This window comes from Alphaproteobacteria bacterium (assembly GCA_004295055.1).
In the GTDB taxonomy this organism is placed as follows: domain Bacteria; phylum Pseudomonadota; class Alphaproteobacteria; order SHNJ01; family SHNJ01; genus SHNJ01.
This window is the reverse complement of record SHNJ01000005.1, coordinates 1-17625: the sequence shown is the minus strand read 5'-3', so window position 1 is coordinate 17625 and position 17625 is coordinate 1. Positions and strand designations below refer to the sequence as shown.

Genomic DNA, 17625 nt, shown 5'->3' with positions numbered 1-17625 from the left:
CGCCGAATCATCCGATCGCCGAAAATTTGGCGAAATCCAATCCGCAATTGGCCGAATTTATCAAGGATTGCGGAAAAATCGGCACGTCGGAAGTCGCTTTGGAACAGGCGGAGAAACGCGGATTCGATACAGGATTATTCGTTACCCATCCGATTTTGAAGGGTAAAAAATTCCCGGTTTATGCGGCGAACTTCGTGGTGATGGATTACGGCACCGGCGCGATTTTCGGATGCCCCGGCCATGATGCGCGCGATTTTGAATTCGCCACAAAATATAAATTGCCGATTTTACAAGTCGTCCAACCAGCCGATGGATCAAGGGTCGATTTGCCATATGCGGAAGATGGCGTGATCGTCAATTCCGAATTTTTAAACAGGCTGGATGTCGAATCGGCCAAAAAACGCATTTGCGAGGAACTGGAAAAAACCAAAACCGGCCGTGCCGAAATAACCTGGCGCTTGCGCGACTGGGGAATTTCGCGGCAACGGTATTGGGGTTGCCCGATTCCGATGATTCATTGCGATAAATGCGGCGTGGTTCCAGTGCCGGACAAGGATTTGCCGGTAAAATTGCCCGAAGACGTTACGTTCGATATTCCAGGCAATCCGCTGGATCGTCATCCGACATGGAAAAATGTCGATTGCCCTTCCTGCGGCGCGAAGGCGCGGCGCGATACCGATACATTCGATACGTTTTTTGAAAGCTCCTGGTATTTTGCAAGATATTGCTCGCCAGCGTCGCCAAAAGGCGTGGATTTCAATGCCGGCAAGTATTGGCTTCCCGTCGATCAATATATTGGCGGCGTCGAGCATGCCGTATTGCACTTGTTATATGCGCGGTTTTTTACCCGCGCGATGCGCGATTGCGGTTATTTGACCATCGACGAACCATTCGCGGCGCTTTTAACCCAGGGCATGATTTGCCATGAAACTTATAAAGGCGCGGATGGCAAATGGCTTTATCCCGAAGAAACGCGGCGCGAAGGGACGGGCATCGTCAATGCCAAGGATGGCGGCAAGGTCACTGTCGGCCGGTCCGAGAAAATGAGTAAATCGAAACGCAACGTCGTCGATCCCGAAAATATTATCGGCGCGTTCGGCGCGGATTGCGCGCGGTTGTTTATGTTATCGGATTCGCCGCCGGAACGCGATTTGGATTGGACCGATACCGGCATCGAAGGCGCGTGGCGGTACATCAACCGCCTGTGGCGTTTGGTTTGCGAAGGCCGCGCCGATTTGCCCGCGATGGGAACAAAAGCGCCGGCAAAATTTGCCGATCATGCGGCGGAATTGCGCGCAAAAACGCATAAAACGATTAAGGGCGTTTCGGGCGATCTGAATCAATTCCATTTCAACAAGGCGGTTGCCAGATTGCGCGAATTGTCAAATGCGATTGAGGATTTTAAAATTAGCGGCGAGGGCGATGGATGGGCCAAGCGCGAAGCGATTGAATCCCTGGTGCAGATGTTCAACCCGATGATTCCACATATTACCGAGGAATTATGGCGCAGCCTGGGCCACGAACAATTGCTGTTCCAGCATCCTTGGCCAAAGGCGGATGCGAAATTGACTGTCGATGAAAACGTAACCATCGCGGTGCAAATCAATGGAAAAATGCGCGGCACCATTCAAATGCCTCGCGATGCCGCAGAAGATGCGGTACGCAGCACCGTTTTGGCGGAATCGTTCGTGACGAAGGCATTGGACGGAAAAACCGCGAACAAAGTGATCGTTGTCCCGAACAGGATTGTGAATGTCTTGGTATCTTAGGCCGCTTGCGATTATTTTTCTGCTGGCGCTGGCATCGTGCGGATTTTCGCCGCTATACGCCACGCCAGGACGGGGCGAGGTAGGCGATACCGCCGAATTGCGCCAACTGGAAATCCTGCCGATAGAAAATCGCGCGGGACAGGAACTGCGCAACGCCCTGCTTTCGATCTTACCCGAAACCGATGGGGCGCCGCGTTATCGATTATCCGTGAAATTGACGGAGTATATCGACGATTTCGGCATCCGCCGCGATACAACCGCGACATTCGCCCGGCTGACCGTAACCGCCGATTATCAATTGCAGGATTTGAAATTGCCGGAAGGCGCGCCGCCATTACTGAATGGAACATTGCGCGCGGTTAACAGTTACAATATCCTGGCATCGACCTTTGCGACTTTGTCGGCCGAAGAAGATGCGCGGTCGCGCGCGTCCCGGCAATTGGCGCAAGATTTGAAATTGCGCCTTGGCGCTTACTTTAAAGCAAAAACGAATTAATGAAACTGGCCTTTGCCCAAATCGATCCATTCATCGCGCAATTGCCTCGCAGTTGCCGCGTGGTATTGTTTTATGGACCGGACGAAGGCATGAACCGCATGCGCGCGCAAAATATTATCAAGCAAAAACTGGGCGCAAAGCCGGATCCGTTTGCGTTGATTGAAATGCAGGCGGGGGAATTGTCCGATGATCCAACCCGATTGCTGGATGAAATTCAAACCATGCCATTCGGCGGCGATACCAAAATCATATATATCCGCCAAGCCACCGACACATTGGCGGCCACCGTTGGGCAGGCGATCGAATCCTGCCCGTCATTTTCAACGTTATTGATCGAAGCGGGGGAGCTGAATCCAAAATCCACCTTGCGCAATTTGTGCGAAGGCGCGGATGAACGCGCCGCCGCCGTACCGGCCTATGATGACGAAGGGCGTGGATTGACCCAATATATCCAAGGTTTTCTAACCCAGGCCGGGGTTAAACTGGAATCCGGTGCCTTGCCGAATTTAACGTCGCTGATGTCCGCCAATCGCATGGTGAATAAACAGGAACTGGAAAAATTATTGTTATACATTCATCCCAACGCCGCCATTACCAATGACGATATTGAAAATTGCCTGGTCAACCAATCGCAAATGGAATTGGACGATGTGGTCTATGCCGCTTTTTCCGGATTGGGAAGACAATTGGACGATGGCATTCATAAATTGAAATCCGAAGGTTTATTCGGCATTCCGATTTTACGCGCCACAGCGCGCCACGCGTTGCGATTGCATTGGGCCAAATCGATGATCAATGGCGGCGCGCAAATGGAAGAAACCGTCAAAATGCTTCGCCCACCTATATTTTTCAAAAAACTAAAATCATTCGAAGCGCAATTGCGGCTGTGGAATGCAGCGACGTTATTAAAATTATTGGCGCGCCTGTCCGAAGCTGAGGTACAGTGTAAATCCACCGGTTTTCCAGTCGATGAAATCACCGGCCAATTGCTGCTGGCCATCTGCCAGCAAGCACAAAATCTTGGAAAAAGAACGGCTTAGCCCTATTTAAATCCTTTGACTTTTATCGTCTTTAAGGATATTTTATTTATCAAATATAACAATTATTTACAGGATTAAGGGCATGATTTTTACCCCAGACTTAACGGTCGGCAAACGCGGCGATGTCGCGCATTCACCGAAAATTGTCTACGCCGCACAGCATGTGGGATCGAAACCGATCGACGGCATAAAAAAAGTTTTATTTTTTGAAAATGGCGCGATTGAAATCCTGCAGGAGGTCGAGCAGGAAATTCGATCGCCAGGCAACCACCCATCTTACAAAACGGTTGTGGTTTCCACCAAATTACTGGTACCGCAAGAAGTCTTGCGGCCCCATCCGCATGGTATGGCTGGTTGGGTAAATACCGTGTACGAGCATTATTTGGAACAGGCTTATCGATTGGGCGGACAACCAGAATCTTTCGCTGTCCCCACCCAAAGCCATAATCCATGGCCGCGTGGCATATCATTGGAAAATATTCAAGAGCGAGTATCGATCCATCAGGGTCAGCGCCAAACTTTTGGCGCAACGCGATTAGCCGGCGTTATCGGCGCCACCACGCCACGATCTAATGCCAGTGATTTTTCACCGGCAAGTATATTCGGAAGCTCTGTATCTTTCATAGCCCACGCATTGAGAGAGTACGGCGCAAGAATGTTAAAAGAATCCCAGCCGCGCGCCAACCATATTGGCGCCAGCAATCAGCGCAACACCGGCACGGAAGAAGCCAAAACAGATTTTCGCCCCGCCAATTTACGAATTAGCACGTCATCTTTCGCGCGGCAATTTTGCAGTTTTTCCGAATCTGGACAAGTAATAACCGCTATCGCATTTTGCGGCGATACAATTTCTAAACCGCACATTCCACCCGAGGAAATAGCGGCGGAATTTTGTGTCAGCCGCGATCTTGACCCATCCAACCGCATGGGACGGGATAAAAGTTTATTCAACGGCGTGCCTGGCATTACCACCGTCCGCGTCAGGGCAGGAATGGAAGAGGCCGTTAACATGGCTTTTGAAGCAGGGATGCTGTCCCAGACTGATTTGGCATTTGCCCAAAATGAAGTGCGCAAATACAAAACCGGCCGAACCCAACAAAGCTTGGGAATTGCGGCTGGATTGCAAAGATTGCACGCCTAGGATTCGTTATGTCGAAATCAATCGCCCTGCAATTATGCGATCTGGAATTATTAATGCGTGCACGTGGCGTGCGGGTATTGCTACACGCCCATGGTTATGGGGTCCCTGAATTCACAGTGGGCGAATCGATGGAATTGGCAGCAATGATAAAAGATGCCAGAACCGAATTAGGCGATACTTTAAAAATTCCTGGACATGGACATATGACCAATAGTGCATTTCTTCATGCTTGCCACCAACAACGCGCTAGAACTAGCAAACGATAATTACTTCTTCCCAAGCCGCGTAATCACATCATCCAATTGATCGAGATCCTGATAATGAATCGTCAACTGGCCGGCCTTGCCGGCAAAACGGATTTCAACCCGCATACCCAGCAATTGCGATAATTGTTTTTCCAAATCCCTGGTATTGGCATCCGGCCCGTCGCGGTTGATATCGCGCGCTGATGCCTTGACCACATCATTGGCTGGTGTGAATCCGGCGCGGTTTTCAATGCCAATAACACTGCCGGCGGTTGGAATTTTGCCTTTGCCCATGGATGCTTCTAATTGACGCACGTTCCAACCATTGTCGATAATCTGTTTAGTCAATGTTTCAGCATCCGCCCGGCCAACCAATAATTTAGCATGGCCAACAGTGATTGATCCGGCGCGCAAATATTCGCGCACGACTTTTGGCAAATCCAACAAACGAATGATATTCGCCACATAACTGCGCGATTTACCAAGGCCTTTGGCAATATCTTCCTGGGTTTGATCGAATTCTTCGGTCAGACGATGAAACGCCTCGGCTTCTTCGATCGGATTCAAATCCTGGCGTTGCAAATTTTCAATCAAGGCGATTTGCATCGCGTCGCGATCACTTAAATCTTTGATCAATACCGGAATTTCATGCAATTGCGCTTTTTGCGCGGCGCGCCAACGGCGTTCGCCCGCGATCAATTCGTAAGAATTGGAATCGTTCGGATCGCGGCGCACCACGATTGGTTGCAAAATGCCTTTGGATTTAATCGAATCGGCCAATTGTTGCAGCGCGTCGGCGTCAAAATCGCGGCGCGGTTGATATTTGCCCGGGTGAATTTGCCCGATCGGTATGTTTTTCACGCCGCTGCGCAATTTATCCAATTGCGCGTAATCGTTGGTTTCATCGCCCAATAACGATGCCAAGCCCCGTCCTAATCCTTTTTTTTCTGCAATCATTTCTAACTCCATTCCAGGTTTCAGGTATCGGGTTCCAGGTATCAGGTCCGGCAATAAAACCTGACACCCGACACCTGGAACCTGACACCTATTATTAAGCTGCTTTATTAATTCCAATACGTTGCGCCAACATTGCCTCGCGTTTTAAAACTTCGCTGGCCAAATGCATATACGCCACAGACCCCGGGCATTTATGATCGTATAACAATACCGGTTTGCCATGACTTGGCGCCTCGGATACGCGAACATTGCGCGGGATAATGGTTTGATAGACTTTTTCGCCAAAGAAAGTGCGCACATCGGCCTCGACATTGGCGGATAGGTTATTGCGTTTATCATACATGGTTAAAACCACGCCTTGAATTTCCAGGCTCGGGTTTAATTTCGCGGTAATGCGTTCCACGGTGCGGATCAATTGCGATAGGCCTTCCAGCGCGAAAAATTCGCATTGCAATGGCACCAGCAATGCATTCGCCGCCACCAAAGCGTTTAAAGTAATCAAGCCCAGCGATGGCGGACAATCGATAATGATAAAATCAAACGTGGATAAGGAAGATGCCGATGCATCATCGTTCGCCGCGTTGATTTCACTGCTGCGCCAGGAAAGGCCGCGCGCTTTTTGCAAGGCGTCGCGCAATTTGAATTCGCGGCCTGGAATATCGACCAATTCAATTTCGGCACCAGCCAAATCCGGCGTTGCCGGCACCACGCACAGATTTTTGATTTTGGTTTCCTGAATCGCGCCGGCCAAATCGGCGCGGCCCAGCAAAACTTCGTATGATCCGACCGCGCGTTGATTTTTATTCAGGCCAAGACCGGTCGACGCGTTACCTTGGGGATCCAAATCGATCACCAATACGCGCCGCCCCACCGCCGCCATGCAAGTCGCCAAATTGATGGCGGTGGTGGTTTTACCCACGCCGCCTTTTTGATTTGCTATGCATATTATACGAGTCATTTTTCTCTCCTTCTACCCTCCCCTTGAGGGAGGGTCAAAGTTGCGTTAGCAACTTTGGGGTGGGGTTTATAATATCCCCGCCGCTTTTTTAATATCTGTTAACACACCTTCTATATTATTCTTCACATCCTCATCAGCAAAGCGAACTACCGTAAATCCAAGGTCAAACAGTGCTTTTTCTTTCTTAACATCATTCTCATAAATGCTTAAGAAATTATGAGAAACCCCATCCAATTCAACAACCAATTTTCTATCCGCACAATAAAAATCGGCCACATATTTATGAATTGGTTGTTGCCTACGAAACTTTAATCCCTCTAATTTCTTCCCTTTCAATTCTTCTCATAAAATTACTTCTGCAGGCGTCATATCATTTCTTAAACTTCTTCCGCGCTCCCTCATCCATTCGCTGACTTTTTTCCCAGATAATTTTATCATTTACCCCACCCCAAAATCGCAACGCGATTTTGACCCTCCCTCAAGGGGAGGGTACTTAGTGTTAATTGGTCAACGGTTTTTTGGTTGTATCCGGTGTTTGATAAGGACGCGTCACGCGATAAAAAGCCTGACTGTTTGGATCGTATTTATCCAGCAGCGCCGTCATATATCCGCTGTTGGCCAGGTTTTGGCTGGCCGTGTTTAGCATATTTGTCAAACGGAATTCGCCGCCGGCAACGCTGATATTGGCTGGAATTACCTGTGCCGGCGTGTGGGAAATGACTTTGAATTTACCGGGGTTTTTCGACATATACTCATGCGCCACCGATAAATTTAAAAATGCCACATCGGCTTGGCCAGATTCAACCGCCGATAATTGCTGGCCGGTTTCATCGGCGGATGGCGGCAAATTCACCATGTAAGCATTGGCATAATTACGGCGCAAAATATTTTGCGACAATCCACCATCGACCGCAACCACACGCACCATGGGATCATTTATATAAGTCAGCGATTGATCGAAACGGCAATCGCCTTCGCGTACCACCGCGACTACCGGGAAATAAAACATCGGTACGGTATATTCGACCGATTTGCCGGCCTGCGCGGTTTGCCAGCCGCCAGTGCATTCCGCGTCATATTGGCCCGAATTCATATCGCCTGGATAAGAAGCATTGTTCAATTCCTGTGTCCATTCCACCCGCATATCCAGCGAACGGGCCAATTCATTCATATAATCGTACCAAATACCGGACATCGCGCCGGTATTTGGATCGCGGGACAACATTGGCGCCCAGTTTGTATAGGCGCAACGCAAAACGCGGGTTTGCATCACGCGGTCAAAGGCAACATTTTGCGCGGTGCCGGGAATGGCGGTGCCGCTATTTTGCATCGCGTAATTTTGTGCATTCATGCCCGGCGCGCTGGCCATGCCTTGCATACCGTTTAATTTATGAAACAAGAAATACGCCGCGATCGTTACAATCAAGGCGATTAAAAATACCTGCGCATAAAAGCTGAATTTCGATTTTGGCATGTCTGCTCTCCGTTAGTTATTTTGCATTTTTGAAGCTTGGTATGGTTTCGCAGGACGCAAGAATGTTCCTGGGATTTTTTCGTGCGCCGTCAGAATTTTATCAATCGTGCCGTCATTGATCATTTCTTCGAAAACGGTATTCATCGTCGAAACCAGCGCCGCATCGCCCTTCTTGAATGCGAAGCCGTGTGAAAATAGGCGGATCGGCGAATTTGGCGCGACATTATGAATTTTTCCGGGATTGGCCAGTATATAAGGCTGGGCTGCGGCGGTATTGTTAAACGTGATATCCGCCTTGCCAGTTTCTACCGCCAACATCATTTGGGTCAAATCCGTGCCTTGCGGCATAGAATAAACTTTGGCTTTTGAAAAATCATCACGAGCAATGAATTGGCTCATTTCGCCATCAATCGTAGCGATGGTTATATTTTCATTGTTAATCGCGGCGATATTATTATCGAATCTTGAATCGTTTGCGCGCGCATATATATAAGTGCCGGTATAAAACAACGGAATGCTATAATCGAAAATGGCCGCCATCGGCGAATACCGGTACAACGAAAAGCACAATGCATCATAACGGTTTGTTTTGAACCCTTCGCTCATCGTGGCAAAATTGACTTCTTCTTTCCAATCGACTTTCCACCCCAAGCGGCGCGCAGCCTCTTCGGTGGCGTCATAAGAAAATCCGGCGAATTTCCCGGTGTTGGGGTCTTTATTGAACTCTGGCGGCAAAACGATATAGCCGCAACGTAAAGTTTTGGTTTGCTGTACGCGCTCCAATCCCGTTACGCCGCCGATTAGCGAGCTTGATTCCGCTACAACCGAATTTGTTTTTTCCGACGCCACCGGATTTCGCGCCGCGCCACCCCATCCTAGCCACTGCGCCAACAATAATGTCACGGCAACGCTGCACAGGATGGAAAGTAAAATGGTTTTGGTGGTTTGGGTCATAGTTATACTTTTTTTATATTTTTAATTTGCAAAACGCGTGAATTTTTGTCGGTGACCGATTCATGCGCGGTGCAATCAAATGAAAAATCTTTTTTTGCCTGTTCTATTTCCTGTTGCCACTGTTCGCCTTTTAAAAATAAACATTCGCCGCCAGGCAGTAATTTGTCTTCGCTCATTGCCAATAATTCATTTAAAGGAGAAAGAGCTCTTGCGGTTACAATATTTCCTTTAGATAAATTATTTTCTATGCGCTGACTATGAACTTCCGCCTTGGTTTTCGTTTCGCGGACAACTTCATTTAAAAATGCGCATTTCCGCTGATCGGATTCAATCAAATGCACTTCCAGAAATCCCATCATTGCCAAAACCATACCTGGAAACCCTGCCCCCGAACCTAGGTCTATGAGTATTTTGTCGGATGCATTCTCAACATACTTGCACAGCTGCAACGAATCAAGCAAATGGCGGTTCCAGAAATCATCTAACGTTGACTTAGCCACAAGATTTATTTTCGGATTCCATTTTTTGAGTAATTCATAATATGTAATAAAATTACAAATTGTTCCACGTGGAACAATTTGAATTTTTGTTATCTTATCTAATATTTTTTCTGGAATATTATTTTCCAAAATTAGTCTCTATTTTAAATTTACGCGGCTTCATTTTCGACTTTGGGTTTTCGGCGTTGCTGTTTCTTAACATAACGTAGCAAATTGACAATCGATGCCGGTGTGATGCCAGATATTTTGCTGGCGGCGGCGATATTAACTGGCCGTGCCTTGGAAAGTTTAGCAATTAATTCTGCCGATAATCCACCTACTGCGGCATAATCCATGTCCACTGGCAGTTTTAAATTCTCGTCGCGTTGCGTCGACCGAATATCCGCCTCCTGCCGATCAATGTAACCGCTGTACAAAGCTTCGATGGAGATTTGTTCTCGAATTGCCGGAACAATTTGCGCTAATTCAGGCCAAATTTCTTGCAGTTTTTCGAAGCCAATTTCTTTATATCGCAGTAAATCAAAAGCGCTGCGGCGGATTCCGTCACGATTGATCTGCACCCCAAAAGATTCCAGTTGATTAGGCGTAATTTGCAGATTTTGCATCCGGGCTTTTGAATTGTTTAAATCATTGATTTTATTATCAAAAATATCGGAACGAATACTGCTTACACAGCCGATTTTAATACCCAACGGCGTCAGTCTTTGATCGGCATTATCCGCCCGCAAAGACAGGCGATACTCCGCCCGGCTGGTAAACATGCGGTACGGTTCGGTCACGCCGCGCGTGGTTAAATCATCGATCATCACGCCGATATAAGATCCTGTACGAGATAGAATAAATTCTTCTGAGCCTGCTGCTAACAGCGCCGCATTCAGACCAGCCAAAATCCCTTGCGCCCCTGCTTCTTCATAACCGGTGGTACCGTTGATTTGGCCAGCTAGAAATAGTCCTGGTATTTTTTTGGTCTGCAGAGTTGGATATAATTCACGTGGATCGACATAATCATATTCGATCGCATAACCATAACGCTTGACCACAACATCTTTTAAACCATTGATACTACATAAAAATTTATCCTGTACATCAACCGGCAGCGAAGTTGAAATGCCATTCGGATAAATCGTATCGTCATCCAACCCTTCCGGTTCCAGAAAAATCTGATGATGCGATTTATCGGCAAAGCGAACAATTTTATCTTCAATCGACGGACAGTAACGGGGACCGGTCGATTCAATCTGTCCTGAATACATCGGCGAGCGATGCAAATTATCGCGAATCACTTGATGTGTTTCAGCCGTGGTATGGGTGATGTGGCAAGGAATTTGCGGCGTGGTGATTTCAGTATTTAAAAATGAAAATGGCGTTGGCGGATTATCGCCAGGCTGCTGCTCGGTTACCGACCAGTCGATTGATTTTGCATCCAACCGCGCGGGTGTCCCAGTTTTCAGGCGCCCCATCATAAAACCAAGCCTTTGCAAGGTTTCGCCCAATCTAACCGCGGGTTTTTCGCCGACCCGGCCGGCCGGAGTTTTATTTTCGCCCTGATGAATCAAGCCGCGTAAAAATGTACCGGTCGTAATAACCAAAGCGCCACAAGAAAGCACTGCGCCAGAATCAATTTCAATGCCAGCAATTCTACCGCTAGAATCCAAAATAATATCTTCGACTTGTGCCGGAATAACGGCCAGGTTTGGATAATTCAGTAAAATGTTCTGCATCGCCTGACGATAAAGTTTGCGGTCGGCCTGCGCGCGCGGACCCCAAACCGCAGGACCTTTGGATTTGTTCAGCATCCGAAACTGAATTCCAGCAGCATCCGCGCACAATCCCATCACGCCATCCAGCGCATCGATTTCGCGAACCAAATGCCCCTTGCCCAATCCACCAAAAGCCGGATTGCAGGACATTTCCCCCAAAGTTTCAATTTTATGGGTAACCAATGCGGTCTTTGCCCCTAAACGCGCCGAAGCAGTTGCAGCCTCAGCGCCAGCATGACCGCCGCCCACGACGATCACATCGAATTTTTGGGGATATCCAGAATTTTGCATGATATTTCTTATAGTTAGAGCAATTTTAAAGTCAATAGTTTTTCCAAATTTATGTTTAAGCTATTGATTTATAATAATAGCAATATTATTCCAAATTGTTCCACGTGGAACAATTTATAATATAATTATATTATATATACTTATTTTCATAATAATATTACATATTGTCTCTGTTGGATATTTCATATCTTTATGATAGAAATATCCTAATAAATACAAGGGTGTGAAATTATTGGGAAGCGGCTGGCGGATTCCCGATTTACCCAACACAAAAATAAAAAATCCCGCAGGAGAGAGCGTAATGACGACAACAAGTTTAGCGACAAATGACATTTTAGCGGAACAAGTCGGCGCCGCCAACCAAAATGGCCCGGCCGGATCGCCGGAAGAAATTTTTCTGAGCGGCGACAATCATGCGCGCGGCAAAATTCTGGAACAATTGCGCATCGCCGCGCAAAAACAAGCGCCGGATTCCACCCCCTATCGCGCCGGATGTAAGTCCATCGAAGACTTGATCGCATTATGGGCGGAGCGCGACCGGTTGGCTGCGATCCAATATTTGGATTTTGCCGCGATAGAATGCAGCGTACAGCGCGGAGAAATCAGCCCACTGCTTAATAATCCAATTCCGCCCATGAGCGGCCTTGAAAAAACCATTTGCAAACTTTTAATCGAACAATGCGATATTCATGGCCGGCAAGATCCCCAAAGCGCGGTGAATCCATTGATGCATATAATGCGTTTTAATCCGAATGACGGAGAAATTTTGAAACGCGCTTATGACTGTCTTGTAAAACAAACCGAATCCCCCATGGGCCGCATGCGCGATACCGCCCCTTTATTGGTCGAAGAAGCATTTTCTTGTATTGGCGGTTGGATTCAACATTACCCCGATCTGGCCGATCCGATGATCGATTTTTATGAATGCAACGGAACGGACCATAACCAGGCGCCGACATTGATAAAATTGTGGCATATTGCCCTTTTGGTGCCTGCGGGATCGCCGCAAGAAGGGCGCGCGGTTGACGCCATCGATGCGATGCTGACGGAATGTTTGAAAACCAATCCCGGTTACGGGCAGATTTTTCTGGCGGCGGCTAATAAAATCCCGCCCGGTCGAGAACTGCACAAAGTGATATCGGCAAAGGCGGCGCAAGGGACCACGCCAAAACAAAGCCGGCACAGAACAGAACCCAGAACGCCGGCAGCAGCCGCGGCGCCTAAACCAAAAAACAGCGGAAACTGTACCCCGCCATCCGCCAGACTGACGCCGGATCAGATTGCCGAACTAAAAAAGCTGATAAAAGGCGTAAAGTGTTAAACGCCAGCAAACAACGCGCTTGTGTTTAATTCTGAAATAATGATAGGAATGATTCATGGCAAATATCCCAAGTAAAAATCACCCCTGGAGAAGAGGGCCTTTAAATCCTCCGCCCAAAGTCACCCCAATGCCTGCCGGTATCGGACTATCGACACAGAGAAAATCGGAATTTCAAGCCGTGCGCCGCGAAGCGGATCGACAAGTTTCCGCCCAGCGCGCTGCCGCCACCGCGAGAATCCGCGTCTCTGGAAGAACAGAATAAATTTCTATTGCCCAGGTATCACGGCGCGCGATTTAAAATAATTATTGGCGTTGTTTAATTTTAGAAACAGTATTCCCAGGATGTTTCCTGACTGGCGCTGATATATTTGCCGTTGCCCGAGCAGAATCGATTGACAGATTGCGTGCGAAACTATTTAAACTGCGCTGTCTTGGATCAAACTGTTCATATTGTCTCACAATATACTGATACAATTCCAACGCCTTAGTTCCTCTTTTTAATTCATTTAATGCCAGTAAATCTTCGATTGGATATTGAGGCAATACCCGAGCGCAAAAGCGCATTGCTGGCTCAGACAAACCCCGCAAACTAGAACCAGATGGTGCCAAATCCGGACGCGCTAACGCCAGCGCCGCGATACCGCCAGATGTACAATCATGCAATTGGGCCAATGCCAAAGTATATTCAACAATGCCAACCACATCCCCACTTTGCCTCCATTCCACATAACCGGCGGCAACCTTGTGCCGAACTGCTGCCAGATTCAAATTTTTAACTCCAGCAACTTCCATTTTCTTGGCAATATTAATTTTAACATCTCTAACTCTATAAATGCTAATCCCTGTTTCTTCCGTAATTTCCGCCGCGGTCTTTCCATTCCAGGTTTTCCAACATATTTGCAAATCTTGCCATTTCAGTCCAAGGCGAGCAAAAAATAATACAGCGTAAGAATTAACCGCGGGATCAAAATATCCGTTATCCAAATCTCTTTGAATGCGTGTCCGGAAAATATTTAAAGTTTTACCCTGAGCCCCAGCCGTTTCTGGACATAATTTTTTCCCTGCTCTAGAAAATTCAGAATTAATTAGGGCAATATCCCGATCAGGCCATAAACTTATAAAATGATTGACGCTAACGCCATTGATCCAAGCGAACCAAGCCTTAATCGTGGCCTCGTCGATATGATGAGAGCGGCCTAAAGCCATTACCGCATCTGCAAAAGGCGCGGCAAGCTCTTCCCAAATCTTGCTTGCCTCTCTCGGCATTTTGGGTTCTGGCCTAATATTTTTTCCGGCGCTGTAATCCTCGCTTAATTCTACAAGTCTGGCGCGAACAGTGGCTTGCAATTCTCCAATAGTAGATGGGTCTTCGCGTGACATGGGCGGTAAGCCCAATGTTAAAAGCAGCGGATAAAGATTATTGGTTAGCGTTTTACTGCTTACATCCAGATGTTTTGCGATTGCAGGATAGGACGATGCTCCCGAATGACATAGTATCCATAAAATGCGGCATTGAAATGGGGTTAGTCCTATCGCATGAACAATTGGGGCAAATGTTTCTGCATCAAAAGTCCATGGCACCGTATATCCTTGGCGATATCGTTCTTGCAAAGCTTGTCCAAATTGACGTTTTCTAGTTTCGCCGTTTAAACTGGGATTAAATCCCAATTGCGCGCCAATTACATGGGCACGGCTTGTAACGGTAGTGCTGGCAGACTTCAATGCGGCTGTTGCCTTGTTGTAAGACAAGGTGCGGAGCATTTGATAGAGAATAGATATATCAAAATCATCCCATTCCAATTCCGTCGCCAGGGATCGAATAAATTCCCAGCTTAAATAAGGACGGGTTGTTTTTTGCGCTTCTGCCATATTGCGAATTTCTTATAGCGAAGCGCGCAATCTATTTGCCTGCATCAGTCCCACAAAATTACTCATGTCAATCCGTCTGCCTCTTTGACCCATAATCGATTGATGCGATGCTAATCTTTCAGCTTCTTCCGCCGATAAAAGCTCATGTTTGTACAATTCTCCAATAACAAGCTCTAAATAAGTTTGACCTTGTAGCGCGCCCGGATGTCTTAAAGACGGAGAAAAATGTGTGAAGATTGTACCATTTGGTCCGACATACATTGTCCCGCCACCCTGATTGGCCGGAAAATCACGAGCAAAGCCTAATGCCTTTTGATGCGCGGTTTGCCTATTGGGGCGCGTATCTTTACCGTCTTTAAACCAAATACCAAATTCTGGGTTGGTGCCTTCATTTGCAATCCAAAGCGTAAGTTTTTCGCATTCAAACGCGGTACCTGCTTTGCCGCCAACCTCTTGCGCCCGATGGGCGGCGCTGCCAAAAAATGGATTGCTTTGCTCATGCGCCTCGCGCCAAATAGGATTCTTTATCTTGGCAATGTCCGCGACTAACGGCGCTAATGACGGAACTGCGGATGCCAATGCGTTAAAAACAACGCCAAAAGCCAGCCCACCAATTTCTATAGTGCGTTTTCTTTCAACTGTTCCCCCTACCAATTTGGGCATAACTTTGCGGCCAATATTCGCAGAAGGATCAGCGCGCAATAAATTTTCATCCAGCGCATCGGCTTGATCTGTGGTCAATCCTTGCAAAATCATATGAAACTGAGAATCTAAAACTGTATCAATTACAAATTCTTGAACCACTCGATTTTTTTTACCATCTATGGTAATCACACGAATGGCAAGATGCGCGATGGTCCCGCCGCCGGTAGTTTTAAAAATAGCTATTATTCTGGAGCTCTCTTCCTTAGAGCCATTTCGATATTTAAACTGCAAACTCTGATCCATAGTACCCTTGTTTTACTTATATATTTCTAGTGGCTACAAAATAGGCCAATTATATTCTTTTTGCAAACAGTAAATATGCTTGAATTTCAATAATTAAGATGGGTTCGAGCGGTCCATGGCGCTGAACGTTTACCCCCTCATCAAGGTTTCAGAAGATAAACAGGATCAACCGCCTTATTTTGCCGGTTACTTTCCAATGCAAAAATCGCGGAATACGATGTCCAAAATATCCTCGACATCCACCGCGCCGGTGATCCGGGCGATCGCATGGGTCGCCGTGCGCAAATCTTCGGCCTGCAATTCCGGCGTATCTGCAACTACAAAACGAGTTACAGCATCCAAAGCATCCTGAACCGCTTGTCTGTGGCGTATTCGCGTAATTTGCGGCGCATCACCCAGACCCATATATTGTTCCGCCTGCCTGGCCAGTAGTGCCGATATAGGATCGAGGTTATACCCGTCTTTGATCGAAACGCCGATAATATCCGCAGCAACGGGATAGATTTTTCGATACGCCGCTGCATCAAACGGGCTTTCCAGCAAATCGGTTTTATTGACAATTACCATATAATGATCGCCCGGATTCAGGCTCGACAAAAAAGAATCGTTATTTTTCAATACTTCGCCTGCGTCCAGAACAATAATTTTAAAATCGGAACGTTCGGCCGCGGCCAGACTGCGGCGAATGCCTTCCTGTTCAATATCGTTATCGGTGGCACGAATGCCGGCGGTGTCGACCAATGTCACCGGGTAGCCGCGAATATCCAAATGCACGTCGATCGTATCGCGGGTAGTACCGGCCGTATGGCTGACAATCGCCGCATCGCGCCTTGCTAACATATTCAAAAGACTGGATTTACCTGCATTGGGCGGACCAAGTATGGCAACGGTCATACCTTCCCGCAACCGCTCGCCGCGCGATCCGTCCTCCAGATGATCTTTCATTTCCTGTTTTACTTGCAAAACATTTTGCTGCAATTCGGTGAAAATATTCGGCGGGATCTCCTCGTCTGGAAAATCAAGATACGCTTCCAGATGGGCAAGGTTATAAATCAACCTCTCGCGCCAATTGCGATATAAATCGCCCAGCGCCCCCGACATTTGGCGCAAGGCCTGTCGCCGCTGCGCTTCGGTATCGGCATCGATTAAATCGGCCAACCCTTCGATTTCGGTTAAATCCAATTTATCATTGTCGAATGCCCTGCGGCTAAACTCCCCCGCCGTCGCGGGACGAAAATCCGGCAAGCGGGCAAGGGCGGCCAGAGCAGCATGCACCACCGCGCGGCCGCCATGGGTATGAAATTCAACCACGTCTTCGCCGGTGAAAGAATTGGGGGCCGGAAAATATAATGCAAGTGCTTGATCTATAACGGTATGACTATCTTGGTCGTACAGTTCTACCAAACTCGCCATGCGTGGGGCGGGGATTTTACGCGCCACCCGTTCCAAAGATAAGTAAGCGCCGGGGCCAGAGATGCGAATCACCGCCACGCCGGATCGGCCAGGCGGGGTGGATAACGCAAAAATTGTATCCTTTATATATATATCGTCTTGCATCCGCAATAACCGGGGGTTAGGATCGCGCCGGCATTAAGCCATAGGAACGTACAAGATGCAAACAAAACCCCATACCGCCCACGGCACAGGAATATACCAATGAAATTAAAACTGAATGTAACCGCATGGCGCTGGATGGGAATAGGATTTGTCGGCGTATTCGCAACGCTGTCGGCGTTGAATATCCGGTCTGCCCATCAAGCCGATTCGAAAAGTTTGCCGGCTGAAACCGCCGGTGAAAGCAAAATTGATGACCCCCTCACAAACCAGCCTTTGCTGGAGAGAACCCAAAAATCCATTTCCATATATCAACAAATCGGCGATGCGCGGTATAAATTCATCTAC

The 17625-nt window shown here is 47.7% G+C and carries 18 protein-coding genes; 8 read left to right on the top strand and 10 right to left on the bottom strand.

Annotation, left to right across the window (positions count from 1 at the left end):
- The 5 genes from EYC62_00395 to EYC62_00375 form a co-directional block, all read left to right on the top strand.
- The coding region (locus EYC62_00395) for a leucine--tRNA ligase (protein TAH37999.1) at nt 1-1769 on the top strand (1769 nt) is incomplete at its 5' end.
- Nucleotides 1753-2265: a hypothetical protein gene (locus EYC62_00390; GenBank protein TAH37998.1), complete on the top strand. Its 513-nt coding sequence runs from the start codon at nt 1753-1755 to the stop codon at nt 2263-2265. The genes EYC62_00395 and EYC62_00390, both read left to right, overlap by 17 nt.
- Nucleotides 2265-3305: a DNA polymerase III subunit delta gene (locus EYC62_00385; protein ID TAH37997.1), complete on the top strand. Its 1041-nt coding sequence runs from the start codon at nt 2265-2267 to the stop codon at nt 3303-3305. The genes EYC62_00390 and EYC62_00385 overlap by 1 nt, the downstream gene beginning before the upstream one ends.
- Nucleotides 3306-3387: 82 nt before the next feature.
- The gene (locus tag EYC62_00380) at nt 3388-4446 is read left to right on the top strand and encodes a hypothetical protein (protein ID TAH37996.1); all 1059 of its coding nucleotides are present in this window, start codon (nt 3388-3390) and stop codon (nt 4444-4446) included.
- An 8-nt stretch (nt 4447-4454) separates the two neighbouring features.
- On the top strand, nt 4455-4712 hold the full coding sequence (locus EYC62_00375) for a hypothetical protein (protein ID TAH37995.1): 258 nt from the start codon (nt 4455-4457) through the stop codon (nt 4710-4712).
- Here EYC62_00375 and EYC62_00370 read toward each other — a convergent pair whose 3' ends face one another.
- From EYC62_00370 to mnmG, 7 genes are all read right to left on the bottom strand, one after another.
- On the bottom strand, nt 4713-5660 hold the full coding sequence (locus EYC62_00370) for a ParB/RepB/Spo0J family partition protein (protein TAH37994.1): 948 nt from the start codon (nt 5658-5660) through the stop codon (nt 4713-4715).
- Between the two features lie 82 nt (nt 5661-5742).
- Nucleotides 5743-6606 carry a ParA family protein gene (locus tag EYC62_00365; GenBank protein ID TAH37993.1) on the bottom strand — a complete coding sequence of 288 codons (864 nt, stop codon included), beginning with the start codon at nt 6604-6606 and terminating at the stop codon, nt 5743-5745.
- 66 nt (nt 6607-6672) lie between these two features.
- Nucleotides 6673-6942, bottom strand: coding sequence for a DUF559 domain-containing protein (locus tag EYC62_00360; GenBank protein TAH37992.1), 270 nt, complete (start codon nt 6940-6942; stop codon nt 6673-6675).
- Nucleotides 6943-7105: 163 nt separating this feature from the next.
- On the bottom strand, nt 7106-8080 hold the full coding sequence (locus tag EYC62_00355) for a transporter substrate-binding domain-containing protein (GenBank protein ID TAH37991.1): 975 nt from the start codon (nt 8078-8080) through the stop codon (nt 7106-7108).
- A 12-nt stretch (nt 8081-8092) separates the two neighbouring features.
- Nucleotides 8093-9034: an amino acid ABC transporter substrate-binding protein gene (locus tag EYC62_00350; GenBank protein ID TAH37990.1), complete on the bottom strand. Its 942-nt coding sequence runs from the start codon at nt 9032-9034 to the stop codon at nt 8093-8095.
- Nucleotides 9035-9036: 2 nt separating this feature from the next.
- Entirely contained in the window at nt 9037-9627 is a 591-nt protein-coding gene (gene rsmG, locus EYC62_00345) for a 16S rRNA (guanine(527)-N(7))-methyltransferase RsmG (protein ID TAH38000.1), read from the bottom strand.
- A gap of 56 nt (nt 9628-9683) precedes the next feature.
- A complete protein-coding gene (gene mnmG, locus EYC62_00340; protein ID TAH37989.1) occupies nt 9684-11585 on the bottom strand; it encodes a tRNA uridine-5-carboxymethylaminomethyl(34) synthesis enzyme MnmG in 1902 nt (633 codons plus the stop codon).
- A 301-nt stretch (nt 11586-11886) separates the two neighbouring features.
- Here mnmG and EYC62_00335 point away from each other — a divergent pair, with 301 nt between their 5' ends.
- The gene (locus EYC62_00335) at nt 11887-12906 is read left to right on the top strand and encodes a hypothetical protein (GenBank protein ID TAH37988.1); all 1020 of its coding nucleotides are present in this window, start codon (nt 11887-11889) and stop codon (nt 12904-12906) included.
- A gap of 55 nt (nt 12907-12961) precedes the next feature.
- A complete protein-coding gene (locus EYC62_00330; protein ID TAH37987.1) occupies nt 12962-13168 on the top strand; it encodes a hypothetical protein in 207 nt (68 codons plus the stop codon).
- A 41-nt stretch (nt 13169-13209) separates the two neighbouring features.
- On the opposite strand, the gene EYC62_00325 is transcribed toward EYC62_00330, so the two are convergent.
- The 3 genes from EYC62_00325 to mnmE form a co-directional block, all read right to left on the bottom strand.
- On the bottom strand, nt 13210-14775 hold the full coding sequence (locus EYC62_00325) for a hypothetical protein (protein ID TAH37986.1): 1566 nt from the start codon (nt 14773-14775) through the stop codon (nt 13210-13212).
- A gap of 12 nt (nt 14776-14787) precedes the next feature.
- On the bottom strand, nt 14788-15723 hold the full coding sequence (locus EYC62_00320) for a hypothetical protein (protein ID TAH37985.1): 936 nt from the start codon (nt 15721-15723) through the stop codon (nt 14788-14790).
- Between the two features lie 186 nt (nt 15724-15909).
- Entirely contained in the window at nt 15910-17280 is a 1371-nt protein-coding gene (gene mnmE / locus EYC62_00315) for a tRNA uridine-5-carboxymethylaminomethyl(34) synthesis GTPase MnmE (GenBank protein ID TAH37984.1), read from the bottom strand.
- 99 nt (nt 17281-17379) lie between these two features.
- On the opposite strand from mnmE, the gene EYC62_00310 reads away from it, so the two are divergent.
- Nucleotides 17380-17625 (top strand): hypothetical protein (locus EYC62_00310; GenBank protein TAH37983.1); only part of this gene is annotated, 246 nt, incomplete at its 3' end.

Coding starts and splice junctions, on each gene's coding strand:
- EYC62_00390 (TAH37998.1), top strand. CDS start 1,753: ATGTCTTGGTATCTTAGGCCGCTTGCGATTATTTTTCTGCTGGCGCTG.
- EYC62_00385 (TAH37997.1), top strand. CDS start 2,265: ATGAAACTGGCCTTTGCCCAAATCGATCCATTCATCGCGCAATTGCCT.
- EYC62_00380 (TAH37996.1), top strand. CDS start 3,388: ATGATTTTTACCCCAGACTTAACGGTCGGCAAACGCGGCGATGTCGCG.
- EYC62_00375 (TAH37995.1), top strand. CDS start 4,455: ATGTCGAAATCAATCGCCCTGCAATTATGCGATCTGGAATTATTAATG.
- EYC62_00370 (TAH37994.1), bottom strand. CDS start 5,660: ATGGAGTTAGAAATGATTGCAGAAAAAAAAGGATTAGGACGGGGCTTG.
- EYC62_00365 (TAH37993.1), bottom strand. CDS start 6,606: ATGACTCGTATAATATGCATAGCAAATCAAAAAGGCGGCGTGGGTAAA.
- EYC62_00355 (TAH37991.1), bottom strand. CDS start 8,080: ATGCCAAAATCGAAATTCAGCTTTTATGCGCAGGTATTTTTAATCGCC.
- EYC62_00350 (TAH37990.1), bottom strand. CDS start 9,034: ATGACCCAAACCACCAAAACCATTTTACTTTCCATCCTGTGCAGCGTT.
- mnmG (TAH37989.1), bottom strand. CDS start 11,585: ATGCAAAATTCTGGATATCCCCAAAAATTCGATGTGATCGTCGTGGGC.
- EYC62_00335 (TAH37988.1), top strand. CDS start 11,887: ATGACGACAACAAGTTTAGCGACAAATGACATTTTAGCGGAACAAGTC.
- EYC62_00330 (TAH37987.1), top strand. CDS start 12,962: ATGGCAAATATCCCAAGTAAAAATCACCCCTGGAGAAGAGGGCCTTTA.
- EYC62_00325 (TAH37986.1), bottom strand. CDS start 14,775: ATGGCAGAAGCGCAAAAAACAACCCGTCCTTATTTAAGCTGGGAATTT.
- EYC62_00320 (TAH37985.1), bottom strand. CDS start 15,723: ATGGATCAGAGTTTGCAGTTTAAATATCGAAATGGCTCTAAGGAAGAG.
- mnmE (TAH37984.1), bottom strand. CDS start 17,280: ATGCAAGACGATATATATATAAAGGATACAATTTTTGCGTTATCCACC.